Source organism: Cronobacter sp. JZ38 (assembly GCF_008932145.1).
Lineage (GTDB): Bacteria > Pseudomonadota > Gammaproteobacteria > Enterobacterales > Enterobacteriaceae > Cronobacter > Cronobacter muytjensii.
Map to the genome: position 1 here is coordinate 16,484 of NZ_CP017662.1, position 13,847 is coordinate 30,330.

At 53.8% G+C, this 13,847-nt stretch carries 8 protein-coding genes, 4 tRNA genes and 3 rRNA genes; 2 read left to right on the forward strand and 13 right to left on the reverse strand.

Translation table 11 applies throughout. The features are described 5' to 3' along the window. Window positions 1-2: 2 nt before the first annotated feature. The 5 genes from ilvD to ilvL form a co-directional block, all read right to left on the reverse strand. Entirely contained in the window at window positions 3-1,853 is a 1,851-nt protein-coding gene (ilvD, locus tag BJP61_RS00070; RefSeq protein ID WP_171997507.1) for a dihydroxy-acid dehydratase, read from the reverse strand. Window positions 1,854-1,919: 66 nt separating this feature from the next. After that, a complete protein-coding gene (locus tag BJP61_RS00075; RefSeq protein ID WP_038865879.1) occupies window positions 1,920-2,849 on the reverse strand; it encodes a branched-chain amino acid transaminase in 930 nt (309 codons plus the stop codon). A gap of 20 nt (window positions 2,850-2,869) precedes the next feature. Beyond that, complete coding sequence (ilvM, locus tag BJP61_RS00080; RefSeq protein ID WP_004387277.1) at window positions 2,870-3,127, reverse strand: acetolactate synthase 2 small subunit; 258 nt, start codon at window positions 3,125-3,127, stop codon at window positions 2,870-2,872. Then, window positions 3,124-4,770 (reverse strand): acetolactate synthase 2 catalytic subunit, encoded by a 1,647-nt coding sequence (ilvG, locus tag BJP61_RS00085; RefSeq protein WP_171997509.1) that lies wholly within the window; start codon window positions 4,768-4,770, stop codon window positions 3,124-3,126. Before ilvG ends, ilvM begins: the two co-directional genes overlap by 4 nt. Window positions 4,771-4,908: 138 nt before the next feature. Further along, window positions 4,909-5,007 (reverse strand): ilv operon leader peptide, encoded by a 99-nt coding sequence (gene ilvL / locus BJP61_RS00090; RefSeq protein ID WP_071601137.1) that lies wholly within the window; start codon window positions 5,005-5,007, stop codon window positions 4,909-4,911. A gap of 353 nt (window positions 5,008-5,360) precedes the next feature. Between ilvL and BJP61_RS00095 the strand changes: the two genes are divergently transcribed. Further along, window positions 5,361-6,881 carry a YifB family Mg chelatase-like AAA ATPase gene (locus BJP61_RS00095; RefSeq protein WP_038865883.1) on the forward strand — a complete coding sequence of 507 codons (1,521 nt, stop codon included), beginning with the start codon at window positions 5,361-5,363 and terminating at the stop codon, window positions 6,879-6,881. A gap of 72 nt (window positions 6,882-6,953) precedes the next feature. Here BJP61_RS00095 and BJP61_RS00100 read toward each other — a convergent pair whose 3' ends face one another. Further along, window positions 6,954-7,292, reverse strand: coding sequence for a DUF413 domain-containing protein (locus tag BJP61_RS00100; protein ID WP_038865886.1), 339 nt, complete (start codon window positions 7,290-7,292; stop codon window positions 6,954-6,956). A 119-nt stretch (window positions 7,293-7,411) separates the two neighbouring features. On the opposite strand from BJP61_RS00100, the gene hdfR reads away from it, so the two are divergent. Beyond that, complete coding sequence (hdfR, locus tag BJP61_RS00105) at window positions 7,412-8,233, forward strand: HTH-type transcriptional regulator HdfR (protein ID WP_038865888.1); 822 nt, start codon at window positions 7,412-7,414, stop codon at window positions 8,231-8,233. 105 nt (window positions 8,234-8,338) lie between these two features. On the opposite strand, the gene BJP61_RS00110 is transcribed toward hdfR, so the two are convergent. The 7 genes from BJP61_RS00110 to BJP61_RS00140 all read right to left on the reverse strand — a co-directional run bounded on the left by BJP61_RS00110 (window position 8,339) and on the right by BJP61_RS00140 (window position 13,632). Continuing rightward, a tRNA-Trp gene (locus BJP61_RS00110) sits at window positions 8,339-8,414 on the reverse strand. Window positions 8,415-8,422: 8 nt separating this feature from the next. Next, a tRNA-Asp gene (locus BJP61_RS00115) sits at window positions 8,423-8,499 on the reverse strand. A gap of 54 nt (window positions 8,500-8,553) precedes the next feature. Next, window positions 8,554-8,669: ribosomal RNA gene (gene rrf / locus BJP61_RS00120) — 5S ribosomal RNA — on the reverse strand. Window positions 8,670-8,762: 93 nt separating this feature from the next. Beyond that, window positions 8,763-11,666, reverse strand: a 23S ribosomal RNA gene (locus BJP61_RS00125). A gap of 169 nt (window positions 11,667-11,835) precedes the next feature. Next, window positions 11,836-11,911 (reverse strand) — tRNA-Ala (locus BJP61_RS00130). Between the two features lie 33 nt (window positions 11,912-11,944). Beyond that, window positions 11,945-12,021: transfer RNA gene (locus tag BJP61_RS00135), tRNA-Ile, on the reverse strand. Window positions 12,022-12,089: 68 nt separating this feature from the next. Continuing rightward, window positions 12,090-13,632 (reverse strand): 16S ribosomal RNA (locus tag BJP61_RS00140). Together the 16S, 23S and 5S rRNA genes with 4 tRNA genes alongside form the textbook arrangement of a ribosomal RNA operon. Between the last annotated feature and the right edge of the window lie 215 nt (window positions 13,633-13,847).

Sequence of the window (13,847 nt, forward strand, 5' to 3'; positions counted from 1 at the left end):
GATTAGCCTCCCAGCTTCGATTTATCGCGCACAGCCCCTTTGTCGGCGCTGGTGGCGAGACTTGCGTAAGCGCGCAGCGCGAAGGAAACCTGGCGCTCGCGGCTGCGCGGCGTCCAGGCGTCAGCGCCACGCGCTTCCTGAGCTTCACGACGCACGGCCAGTTGCTGGTCGCTGACTTCAAGCTGAATGCCGCGATTCGGGATATCAATGGCAATCATGTCGCCGTCTTCAATCAACGCGATATTGCCGCCGCTGGCGGCCTCCGGCGAGACGTGACCGATAGACAGCCCCGATGTACCACCGGAGAAGCGGCCATCGGTGATGAGCGCGCAGGCTTTACCGAGCCCCATCGATTTCAGGAAGCTGGTCGGGTAGAGCATTTCCTGCATCCCAGGCCCGCCTTTTGGCCCTTCGTAGCGGATAACCACAACATCGCCCGCGACGACTTTACCGCCGAGGATCGCCTCTACGGCATCATCCTGGCTTTCATAGACTTTCGCCGGGCCACGGAAGACCAGGCTGCCTTCATCCACCCCGGCGGTTTTCACGATGCAGCCGTTTTCAGCGAAGTTGCCATACAGCACGGCCAGACCGCCGTCCTGGCTATACGCGTGCTCCAGCGAGCGAATACAACCTTCCCGACGATCGTCGTCCAGCGTGTCCCAGCGGCAGGATTGTGAAAACGCCTGCGTAGTGCGGATGCCTGCCGGGCCCGCACGATACATCTCTTTCACCGCGCTATCCTGCGTGAGCATGATGTCATATTCCTCAAGGGTCTGCGGCAGCGTCAGACCCAGCACGTTATTGACTTCGCGGTTCAGCAGGCCTGCGCGATCCAGTTCGCCGAGAATGCCGATAACTCCACCCGCACGATGAACATCTTCCATATGGTATTTCTGGGTACTCGGCGCAACTTTACACAACTGCGGCACTTTGCGGGAAAGACGGTCGATGTCGCTCATCGTAAAGTCGATTTCCGCTTCCTGCGCCGCCGCCAGCAGATGCAGAACGGTATTGGTAGAGCCACCCATGGCGATATCGAGCGTCATGGCATTTTCAAACGCCGCTTTGCTCGCAATATTGCGCGGTAATACGCTGGCGTCGTCCTGCTCGTAATAACGTTTGGTGAGTGAAACAATGCGTTTGCCCGCGTTGATAAAAAGATTTTTGCGGTCAGCATGGGTCGCCAGCAGCGAGCCGTTGCCCGGCTGCGACAGGCCCAGCGCCTCCGTCAAACAGTTCATGGAGTTGGCGGTAAACATGCCAGAGCAGGAGCCGCAGGTCGGGCAGGCGGAGCGTTCCACCTGATCGCTCTGCTCGTCACTGACGTGCGGGTTCGCGCCCTGAATCATCGCGTCGACCAGATCGAGTTTAATTATCTGATCAGAGAGTTTAGTTTTACCGGCTTCCATCGGGCCGCCGGAGACGAAAATCACCGGAATGTTCAGACGCAGCGAGGCCATCAACATCCCTGGGGTGATTTTGTCGCAGTTAGAGATACAGACCATGGCGTCTGCGCAGTGGGCGTTCACCATGTATTCCACGGAGTCAGCGATGAGTTCGCGAGACGGCAGTGAATAAAGCATGCCGCCGTGCCCCATGGCGATGCCGTCATCAACCGCGATAGTGTTGAACTCTTTAGCCACGCCACCCGCTGCCTCGATTTGCTCCGCAACCAGTTTGCCCAGATCGCGCAGATGAACATGGCCCGGCACGAACTGGGTAAAAGAGTTCACAACTGCGATAATCGGCTTGCCAAAATCGGCGTCGGTCATTCCCGTGGCGCGCCATAAAGCGCGGGCACCCGCCATGTTGCGGCCGTGCGTGGTGGTGGCAGAACGGTACTTAGGCATGCTTTTTTCACTCCAGTCTCTACAAAAGCCGGGCGGCTTATGCCGCCCGTGCAGGTGTTATTGTGCTTACGGGTTAACTTGATCCAACCAGCCCCATTTATCTTCAGTCTCGCCGGTGAACAGGCCGAAGAACGCCTGCTGAACGCGTTTAGTGACCGGACCACAGCGGCCTTCACCTACCTGAATGCCGTCTACGCTGCGTACCGGCGTGATTTCCGCTGCGGTGCCGGACATAAAGACTTCATCCGCCAGATACAGCGATTCACGCGAGAGCACCTGCTCGCGAACTTCAATGCCCATCTCTTTGGCGAGCTTGATGATAGCGTCGCGGGTGATGCCCGGCAGCGCGGAAGAGGTAAACGGCGGGGTATAAATCACGCCATCTTTTACTTCAAACAGGTTTTCGCCCGCCCCTTCAGAGATGTAGCCGTTCACGTCCAGCGCAATACCTTCCTGGTAGCCATGACGACGCGCTTCGCTACCGACCAACAGAGAGGAAAGGTAGTTGCCACCCGCTTTTGCCGCAGTAGGAATAGTGTTTGGCGCCGCGCGGTTCCAGGAGGAGACCATCGCATCGATCCCCTGATCCAGCGCTTCCGCGCCCAGGTACGCCCCCCACGGGAACGCGGCGATGATGACATCAGTGGTGTAGCCCGCAGGCGGGTTAACACCCATACCCACATCGCCCACAAAAACCAATGGACGGATGTACGCGCTGGTCAGTTTATTTTCGCGAATCACCTGGCGACAGGCTTCCATTAACTCATCAACGGACTGGCTGACCGGAAAGCGGTAAATCTTGGCGGAATCATGCAGGCGCTGCATATGTTCACGATGGCGGAATACCACCGGCCCCTTGTGCGAATCGTAGCAACGGATCCCTTCAAAGACTGATGTACCGTAGTGCAACGCATGGGACATGACATGAACCTTTGCTTCGCCCCAGGGAACCATCTCGCCGTTGAACCAAATGTAATCAGCTTTTTTTGTCGTCATTTTTCTTCTTCCTTTTGCGCTCAGGCGCGGATTTGTTGTGATGTGGGTTGCTGGATCTCGACGCAGGCGACATCGACCAGTTTGCTTAACTGACTAAACAGTAATTCGACTGGACGAGGGCTGGCAACGGTCAGCTCAATATTTATATTTTCCGCATTAGCGCCGGTCGCCATATTCATGGCGCAAATTTGAAAACCACGGTGACGCACCACGCGCAGCACACGTTCCAGGGTTTCCGGGCGAAAGCGAGCCTGTACGGCGAGTTGATGTTGCATCATGATATTTTCTCCAGCATTTGTGAGTTGCTGGCGCCGGGAGGCACCAGAGGCCAGACGTTTTCAGCTTCGTCGATCGAAACGTGCAGCAGATAAGGGCCTTCGCTGCTTAGCATGGCTTCCAGCGCCGCTTCCACCTGGTCTTTACGAGTAATACGCTGACCATTAATGCCAAAGGCGCTGGCCAGCGTTAAGAAATCAGGGTTATCGGACAGATTCGTTTCGCTGTAGCGCTCCGAGAAAAAGAGCTGTTGCCACTGACGCACCATCCCCAGACGCTGGTTATCCAGCAGCACAATTTTCAGCGGCAGTTGCTTGCGCTTCACGGTGCCCAGCTCCTGGATATTCATCATGAATGAGCCGTCGCCGGTGATGCAGATGACAGTATCGTCCGGACGGGCCACCTGCGCGCCTACCGCTGCTGGCAACCCAAAGCCCATCGTGCCAAGGCCGCTTGAGGTAATGAAATTTTCCGGGCGGCTGAAACTCATATGCTGCGCCGTCCACATCTGATGCTGGCCTACGTCTGTCGTCACAACGCTGTCTGGCGGTTTGCGGTCTGAGAGCTGTTTTAACAATAACGGCGCAAAAATCGCGTCACCCGGATGTTCATAGCGCCAGTCATGTTCACGCCGCATTGCCGCGACCTGATCGCGCCAGGCATTAATCTCCATTGGACGCTGCAGCGCGGGCAGTAAGGCGTTAAGATCGCCCGGCAACGCGACATGCGCCTGACGCAGCTTGTTGAGTTCCGCCGGATCGATATCCATATGGATAACTTTGGCATGAGGCGCAAAGGTATTCAGTTTGCCGGTAACGCGATCGTCAAAGCGCGCGCCGACGGCTATCAGTAAATCACACTCCTGGACCGCCAGGTTCGCAGCTTTAGTGCCATGCATCCCCAACATACCGAGGTACCATGGGTAGCTCGCTTCTACTGCACCCAGTCCTTTCAACGTTACTGCACAGGGGATTTTCGTCTGTGCCACAAATTCACGTAGGGCTGGCACCGCCTGCGCCATACCAACGCCGCCCCCCACATAAAGCATCGGCTTTTCAGCCAGGCTCATTAACGCGCGGGCCTGCTCCAGTTCTGCCTGCGGTAATACGGAGGTGTCTTCAACACTGGAAAGCCACGGTTCAAGCTCTGCGCTGGCGAGCTGGATATCTTTGGGTATATCGATCAGTACCGGCCCCGGGCGACCTGAACGCGCCAGATGAAAAGCGTGCGCCATAATTTCCGGCAGCTCTTCCAGCGACTCGACGAGGAAACTGTGTTTGGTACAGGCGAGTGATAAACCAAGAACATCCACTTCCTGGAAAGCGTCAGTGCCGATAAGCGGCGCTGCGACCTGCCCGGTAATAGCCACAACGGGAACCGAATCCAGCAGCGCATCCGCGAGGCCCGTGATCAGGTTGGTCGCGCCTGGCCCGGAAGTTGCGATGCAAACGCCGGTTTTGCCCGTGGCACGCGCATAACCGATCGCCGCCATTGCAGCGCCCTGTTCATGCCGACACAGTAGGTGTTCCACGCCGCCGTCGTATAACGCATCGTAAACCGGCATTATCGCCCCGCCCGGATAGCCAAAAACCGTATCCACTCCCTGAGCTCGCAAAGCATGCACCACCCACTGCGCACCATTCATAGTCAGTTCCCCGCCTTAAAATGCGGATAACAGAATTTTATGCTACTAATCATTTTCTGTTCCTCGCTTAAGTTTTAGGTCATAAAAAAACCCCCGGACCTTTCGGTGCGGGGGTTTTCGATGATTCAGGCTTGATTTCTAAGCCTTTCTTCTTCCGAGTGCAGCCCCGCACGGTGGGTTAATAATCACCACCACGCTAATCACGACCAGGCTAATCACTAGTAGAAGGGTTGTCATTTCTGTATGTACTTACGTCATATTCGAAGGAATACCTAAAGAGTTATCACAGAGAACAAAGCTGTGACAAGAAATATTTATGACGCATTACTGAAATACATTCATGAAATCTATCAAAACCCCAACGTAATCAACCAGTAGCGTTAACTGAAATTTTTTCAGGATTTTTAGCGAAACGGAGTTATGCCGCAACGTCCTTTTAAAAACTTATTACTATTTTGCGAGACGTCTCGAATGAATTTCTAACGTTGGCTGTCTTGCAATAAAAGTTTGCTATTTGCGCCGAAAAAGCGCGAATTTTGCCTCGATTAAACCTCTCCCGGCTGCAACCCTGTAGATGCAAGGAGGGGGTTATGTCGCTATCTGTTATCCATACCCGCGCTGCGCTTGGAGTAAAAGCGCCGCTCGTTACGGTCGAAGTGCATATCAGCGCCGGATTACCCGGCCTGACAATTGTTGGCCTGCCGGAGACGACAGTTAAGGAAGCCAGAGACCGCGTACGTAGCGCGCTTATCAATAGCGGTTATGATTTTCCTGCCAGGAAGATAACGATTAACCTGGCGCCTGCCGATTTACCGAAGGAAGGGGGGCGGTATGATTTGCCGATTGCGATTGCGCTTCTCGCAGCTTCTGAACAGCTATGCGCGTCACAGCTAGGAGAGTATGAGTTTGTCGGTGAACTGGCCCTCACAGGCGCGCTGCGGGGGGTGCCTGGCGCGATCTCAGCAGCCATGGAGGCTCTCGGCTGTAACAGGAAAATTATCGTCGCGCACGATAACGCACCGGAAGTGGGATTGATTAATAAAGAAGGTTGCCTTGTCGCGCATCATCTGCAAGAGGTGTGTGCCTTTCTGGAAGGCAAAACGACGCTGCAACCAGCCGAGCCATCCGAATTTAATTTTAAGCAACCTGCGGGCGATCTTAGTGAAGTTATTGGACAATCACAGGGGAAACGCGCGCTGGAATTAACAGCCGCGGGTGGCCATAACTTATTGTTTATCGGGCCTCCCGGCACCGGTAAAACAATGCTAGCCAGTAGACTCAACGGATTACTACCGCCTCTGAGCGACCAGGAGGCGCTGGAGAGCGCGGCAATCCTTAGCCTGGTCAACCCCGTCTCTTTACATCACCAGTGGCGTCAGCGGCCTTTCAGGGCCCCTCACCATAGTGCGTCGCTGAATGCGATGGTAGGGGGAGGCGCTATACCTGCACCCGGAGAAATTTCACTTGCCCATAACGGTGTACTTTTTCTTGATGAGTTACCTGAATTTGAACGTCGTGTACTGGACGCATTGCGCGAGCCTATTGAATCCGGGCAAATTCATCTTTCAAGAACCCGGGCAAAGCTCACTTATCCGGCGCGCTTTCAGCTTATTGCGGCGATGAATCCCAGCCCGACCGGCCATTATAAAGGAAGCCATAACCGCTGCTCACCAGAACAGACACTACGCTATCTCGGGCGTCTATCAGGGCCTTTCCTCGACCGGTTTGATATCTCCCTGGAGGTTCCATTGCCGCCGCCAGGTATGCTAAGCCGGTCAGCGCAAGTGGGTGAAAGTAGCGGGCAGGTACGTGAGCGCGTTATCCAAACCCGTGAAAGGCAGCTTGCACGGCAGGGTAAGCTCAACGCGACACTGGATAACGGAGAGATACGTCAGTTTTGTACGCTCAGCACGGAAGATGCGCGGTGGCTGGAAGCGGCGTTAATCAAGCTTGGGTTGTCTGTACGCGCCTGGCAGCGTCTATTGAAAGTGGCGAGAACCATTGCAGACAGTGCAAAAGAAGAGAGAATTGGCCGGGAGCACCTACAGGAGGCGCTGAGTTACCGCGCCATAGACAGGATGCTGGCCCATTTGCAAAACATGATGGCATAGCGATGGGGTGAGGCTAATACTGCAGTTGTTTTTATGGCTGGCATAAAATAATGGGGCTTGCGCCCCATTTGATTAATCATCCGTTTCCGCGTAATCATCCATCCCTTCCATCTGCGGCTTGCCGCCAGAAAGAGTATGAAAACGCTTAGGCCGCTTGATACGCGACATATACTTTGACCAGACGCGTTCTGCCTCAGTCGCTGGCTCACGGATGCCACGACAAACTTCAACAAACTGCTTTTCTTCAGCAGTCGCAGGCTCACGCTTACCGAGATCCAGTTCATTAAAGGCATAGCCATGACGTTCAAGCAGCTGTGCTTCTTTAATGGTGAAGTCACCATGGCGAGAGAACCCGCGCGGATAATATTTGTTGTCGAAAAATCGATTAGTCGTCGTAAAGCTTTCCGCCATCCTACACGCTCCTAATTCTCTTGGCCGAGCTATTTATGGCGCGGAGTATTAGTTACGCTTGACAGAGTGTAAAACAAAACATTTAAATCATTACGACAAATTTTTTTGTGGAGTGAGATGTGGATACCGACCTGCTGAAAACCTTTCTTGAAGTCAGCCGCACCCGTCATTTTGGCAGAGCGGCTGAAGCGCTTTACCTGACGCAATCAGCGGTAAGCTTTCGTATCCGTCAGCTTGAAAACCAACTGGGTGTGAATCTTTTTACGCGACATCGCAATAACATACGTCTGACAGCGGCCGGCGAAAGGCTACTGCCGTATGCGGAAAACCTGATGAATATCTGGCAAACCGCACGCAAAGATGTCGCGCAAACGTCACGGCATAATCTCTTTTCGATAGGCGCCAGCGCGTCTCTCTGGGAATGTATGCTTTCCGGGTGGCTTACGAGGCTTTATCAGGAAAAAGGGAGCATGCAGTTTGAAGCACGCATTGCGCAGCGGCAGTCGCTGGTCAAACAGCTGCATGAACGTCAGTTAGATCTGCTTATCACCACCGAAGCGCCGAAGATGGATGAGTTTTCAAGCCAGTTACTGGGGCATTTTGCGCTCGGGCTTTACAGCGCACAGCCAGAACGCGGCAAAACCAGCCTCCATTATCTTCGACTTGAGTGGGGGCCTGATTTTCAGCAGCACGAAGCAGGGCTTATTACGCCTGAAGATATTCCGGTGCTGACGACAAGCTCGGCTGATGTTGCCAGAAAAATGCTCGCAGAATTGCAGGGGTGTACGTGGTTACCAGTCAGCTGGGCCCGGGAGAAAAGCGATCTGTATCCTGTTATTGATAGTGGAACACTTTCAAGGCCGCTTTATGCTATCTGGCTGCAGAATAGCGATAAAAATAACAGCATTAAAGATCTTTTAAAGATCCCTGTCATTACCTGATTACTTTAGAAATAAGGGGTTACAGATAAAATCTGTTAAAAAGCAGGGATTGTGGAAGGGCAAAAAAGATAAAAAAAATCCTTAGCCGAAGCTAAGGATAATTTCTGGCAGGGGCGGAGGGACTCGAACCCCCAACACCCGGTTTTGGAGACCGGTGCTCTACCAATTGAACTACGCCCCTAAATAGGGTGGCGGAACGGACGGGACTCGAACCCGCGACCCCCTGCGTGACAGGCAGGTATTCTAACCGACTGAACTACCGCTCCACCGAATTTCGTCACACCACCGGATTATGATTCCGGCTTACTGCTTAATTTGATGCCTGGCAGTTCCCTACTCTCGCATGGGGAGGCCCCACACTACCATCGGCGCTACGGCGTTTCACTTCTGAGTTCGGCATGGGGTCAGGTGGGACCACCGCGCTACAGCCGCCAGGCAAATTCTGTCCGTCCACCGCATACCGCCATGAACGTTTATCCGTCACAAGCTGAATATCATCTCTCAACACGCCAGACTTCTTTGGCGTTGTAAGGTTAAGCCTCACGGTTCATTAGTACCGGTTAGCTCAACGCATCGCTGCGCTTACACACCCGGCCTATCAACGTCGTCGTCTTCAACGTTCCTTCAGGAGACTTAAAGTCTCAGGGAGAACTCATCTCGGGGCAAGTTTCGTGCTTAGATGCTTTCAGCACTTATCTCTTCCGCATTTAGCTACCGGGCAGTGCCATTGGCATGACAACCCGAACACCAGTGATGCGTCCACTCCGGTCCTCTCGTACTGGGAGCAGCCCCCCTCAATTCTCCAGCGCCCACGGCAGATAGGGACCGAACTGTCTCACGACGTTCTAAACCCAGCTCGCGTACCACTTTAAATGGCGAACAGCCATACCCTTGGGACCTACTTCAGCCCCAGGATGTGATGAGCCGACATCGAGGTGCCAAACACCGCCGTCGATATGAACTCTTGGGCGGTATCAGCCTGTTATCCCCGGAGTACCTTTTATCCGTTGAGCGATGGCCCTTCCATACAGAACCACCGGATCACTATGACCTGCTTTCGCACCTGCTCGAGCCGTCACTCTCGCAGTCAAGCCAGCTTATGCCATTGCACTAACCTCCTGATGTCCGACCAGGATTAGCTGACCTTCGTGCTCCTCCGTTACACTTTGGGAGGAGACCGCCCCAGTCAAACTACCCACCAGACACTGTCCCCACGCCAGATTATGGCGCCAGGTTAGAACATCAAACATTAAAGGGTGGTATTTCAAGGTTGGCTCCACGCAGACTGGCGTCCACGCTTCAAAGCCTCCCACCTATCCTACACATCAAGGCTCAATGTTCAGTGTCAAGCTGTAGTAAAGGTTCACGGGGTCTTTCCGTCTTGCCGCGGGTACACTGCATCTTCACAGCGAGTTCAATTTCACTGAGTCTCGGGTGGAGACAGCCTGGCCATCATTACGCCATTCGTGCAGGTCGGAACTTACCCGACAAGGAATTTCGCTACCTTAGGACCGTTATAGTTACGGCCGCCGTTTACCGGGGCTTCGATCAGGAGCTTCTCTTGCGATAACCCCATCAATTAACCTTCCGGCACCGGGCAGGCGTCACACCGTATACGTCCACTTTCGTGTTTGCACAGTGCTGTGTTTTTAATAAACAGTTGCAGCCAGCTGGTATCTTCGACTGACTTCAGCTCCACCCGCAGGGGCTTCACCTACATGTCAGCGTGCCTTCTCCCGAAGTTACGGCACCATTTTGCCTAGTTCCTTCACCCGAGTTCTCTCAAGCGCCTTGGTATTCTCTACCTGACCACCTGTGTCGGTTTGGGGTACGATTTCGTGTTACCTGATGCTTAGAGGCTTTTCCTGGAAGCAGGGCATTTATTGCTTCAGCACCGTAGTGCCTCGTCATCACGCCTCAGTGTTAAAGATAACCGGATTTGCCTGGTCATCACACCTACACGCTTAAACCGGGACAACCGTCGCCCGGCCAACATAGCCTTCTCCGTCCCCCCTTCGCAGTAACACCAAGTACAGGAATATTAACCTGTTTCCCATCGACTACGCCTTTCGGCCTCGCCTTAGGGGTCGACTCACCCTGCCCCGATTAACGTTGGACAGGAACCCTTGGTCTTCCGGCGAGCGGGCTTTTCACCCGCTTTATCGTTACTTATGTCAGCATTCGCACTTCTGATACCTCCAGCATGCCTCACAGCACACCTTCGCAGGCTTACAGAACGCTCCCCTACCCAACAACACACAGTGTCGCTGCCGCAGCTTCGGTGCATGGTTTAGCCCCGTTACATCTTCCGCGCAGGCCGACTCGACCAGTGAGCTATTACGCTTTCTTTAAATGATGGCTGCTTCTAAGCCAACATCCTGGCTGTCTGGGCCTTCCCACATCGTTTCCCACTTAACCATGACTTTGGGACCTTAGCTGGCGGTCTGGGTTGTTTCCCTCTTCACGACGGACGTTAGCACCCGCCGTGTGTCTCCCGTGATAACATTCTTCGGTATTCGCAGTTTGCATCGGGTTGGTAAGCCGGGATGGCCCCCTAGCCGAAACAGTGCTCTACCCCCGAAGATGAGTTCACGAGGCGCTACCTAAATAGCTTTCGGGGAGAACCAGCTATCTCCCGGTTTGATTGGCCTTTCACCCCCAGCCACAGGTCATCCGCTAATTTTTCAACATTAGTCGGTTCGGTCCTCCAGTTAGTGTTACCCAACCTTCAACCTGCCCATGGCTAGATCACCGGGTTTCGGGTCTATACCCTGCAACTTAACGCCCAATTAAGACTCGGTTTCCCTTCGGCTCCCCTATGCGGTTAACCTTGCTACAGAATATAAGTCGCTGACCCATTATACAAAAGGTACGCAGTCACCCTCTTACGAAGGCTCCCACTGCTTGTACGTACACGGTTTCAGGTTCTGTTTCACTCCCCTCGCCGGGGTTCTTTTCGCCTTTCCCTCACGGTACTGGTTCACTATCGGTCAGTCAGGAGTATTTAGCCTTGGAGGATGGTCCCCCCATCTTCAGACAGGATATCACGTGTCCCGCCCTACTCATCGAGCTCACAGCCTGTGTGCCTTCGTGTACGGGGCTGTCACCCTGTATCGCCGGCCTTTCCAGACCGTTCCACTGACACACAAGCTGATTCAGGCTCTGGGCTGTTCCCCGTTCGCTCGCCGCTACTGGGGGAATCTCGGTTGATTTCTTTTCCTCGGGGTACTTAGATGTTTCAGTTCCCCCGGTTCGCCTCACAGCACTATGTATTCATGCTGAGATAGTGCAACGAATTGCACTGGGTTTCCCCATTCGGACATCGCCGGTTATAACGGTTCATATCACCTTACCGGCGCTTTTCGCAGATTAGCACGTCCTTCATCGCCTCTGACTGCCAGGGCATCCACCGTGTACGCTTGTTCGCTTAACCTCACAACCCGAAGAAGTCTTCGTGCTGCGAGTTTGAGAGACTCTGACACACCGCGCATTCCCTGTTTACGGAAGAATGCAGCAGCATGTCTGTTTCAATTTTCAGCTTGTTCCGGATTGTTAAAGAGCAAATACTTCGCAGTATACTCAGTGAGTACACTCTGAAGTGATGGTGGAGCTATGCGGGATCGAACCGCAGACCTCCTGCGTGCAAAGCAGGCGCTCTCCCAGCTGAGCTATAGCCCCATCGTAGTTAAACCTCTTCAACTCCTGAGGAGTTGGTAGGCCTGAGTGGACTTGAACCACCGACCTCACCCTTATCAGGGGTGCGCTCTAACCACCTGAGCTACAAGCCTGTAGAGGTTTTGCTTCTTTACTTTCTATCAGACAATCTGTGTGAGCACGCGAGGTTGTATCTTGCAGGTAAGGAGGTGATCCAACCGCAGGTTCCCCTACGGTTACCTTGTTACGACTTCACCCCAGTCATGAATCACAAAGTGGTAAGCGCCCTCCCGAAGGTTAAGCTACCTACTTCTTTTGCAACCCACTCCCATGGTGTGACGGGCGGTGTGTACAAGGCCCGGGAACGTATTCACCGTGGCATTCTGATCCACGATTACTAGCGATTCCGACTTCATGGAGTCGAGTTGCAGACTCCAATCCGGACTACGACGCACTTTATGAGGTCCGCTTGCTCTCGCGAGGTCGCTTCTCTTTGTATGCGCCATTGTAGCACGTGTGTAGCCCTGGTCGTAAGGGCCATGATGACTTGACGTCATCCCCACCTTCCTCCGGTTTATCACCGGCAGTCTCCTTTGAGTTCCCACCATCACGTGCTGGCAACAAAGGATAAGGGTTGCGCTCGTTGCGGGACTTAACCCAACATTTCACAACACGAGCTGACGACAGCCATGCAGCACCTGTCTCAGAGCTCCCGAAGGCACTCCCACATCTCTGCAGGATTCTCTGGATGTCAAGACCAGGTAAGGTTCTTCGCGTTGCATCGAATTAAACCACATGCTCCACCGCTTGTGCGGGCCCCCGTCAATTCATTTGAGTTTTAACCTTGCGGCCGTACTCCCCAGGCGGTCGACTTAACGCGTTAGCTCCGGAAGCCACGCCTCAAGGGCACAACCTCCAAGTCGACATCGTTTACGGCGTGGACTACCAGGGTATCTAATCCTGTTTGCTCCCCACGCTTTCGCACCTGAGCGTCAGTCTTCGTCCAGGGGGCCGCCTTCGCCACCGGTATTCCTCCAGATCTCTACGCATTTCACCGCTACACCTGGAATTCTACCCCCCTCTACGAGACTCAAGCCTGCCAGTTTCGGATGCAGTTCCCAGGTTGAGCCCGGGGATTTCACATCCGACTTGACAGACCGCCTGCGTGCGCTTTACGCCCAGTAATTCCGATTAACGCTTGCACCCTCCGTATTACCGCGGCTGCTGGCACGGAGTTAGCCGGTGCTTCTTCTGCGAGTAACGTCAATGGCCAAGGTTATTAACCTTAACCCCTTCCTCCTCGCTGAAAGTACTTTACAACCCGAAGGCCTTCTTCATACACGCGGCATGGCTGCATCAGGCTTGCGCCCATTGTGCAATATTCCCCACTGCTGCCTCCCGTAGGAGTCTGGACCGTGTCTCAGTTCCAGTGTGGCTGGTCATCCTCTCAGACCAGCTAGGGATCGTCGCCTAGGTGAGCCGTTACCCCACCTACTAGCTAATCCCATCTGGGCACATCTGATGGCATGAGGCCCGAAGGTCCCCCACTTTGGTCTTGCGACGTTATGCGGTATTAGCTACCGTTTCCAGTAGTTATCCCCCTCCATCAGGCAGTTTCCCAGACATTACTCACCCGTCCGCCACTCGTCAGCAAAGCAGCAAGCTGCTTTCTGTTACCGTTCGACTTGCATGTGTTAGGCCTGCCGCCAGCGTTCAATCTGAGCCATGATCAAACTCTTCAATTAAAGTTTGATGCTCAAAGAATTAAACTGTTAGTTCGTAATGAATTAACTGTTGTTCACTTGAGACTTGATATTCGTTTATCGTCCGAAGACGTTAAGATATCAGTGCCCCGAGTGCCCACACAGATTGTCTGATAAATTGTTAAAGAGCGGTGCGACGCGGCTTTCAGCCTGCTGTCGCGAGGTGGCGTATATTACGCTTTCCTCTTTCAGAGTCA

Coding starts and splice junctions, on each gene's coding strand:
- ilvG (WP_171997509.1), bottom strand. CDS start 4,770: ATGAATGGTGCGCAGTGGGTGGTGCATGCTTTGCGAGCTCAGGGAGTG.
- ilvM (WP_004387277.1), bottom strand. CDS start 3,127: ATGATGCAACATCAACTCGCCGTACAGGCTCGCTTTCGCCCGGAAACC.
- BJP61_RS00100 (WP_038865886.1), bottom strand. CDS start 7,292: ATGGCGGAAAGCTTTACGACGACTAATCGATTTTTCGACAACAAATAT.
- BJP61_RS00075 (WP_038865879.1), bottom strand. CDS start 2,849: ATGACGACAAAAAAAGCTGATTACATTTGGTTCAACGGCGAGATGGTT.
- BJP61_RS00095 (WP_038865883.1), top strand. CDS start 5,361: ATGTCGCTATCTGTTATCCATACCCGCGCTGCGCTTGGAGTAAAAGCG.
- ilvL (WP_071601137.1), bottom strand. CDS start 5,007: ATGACAACCCTTCTACTAGTGATTAGCCTGGTCGTGATTAGCGTGGTG.
- ilvD (WP_171997507.1), bottom strand. CDS start 1,853: ATGCCTAAGTACCGTTCTGCCACCACCACGCACGGCCGCAACATGGCG.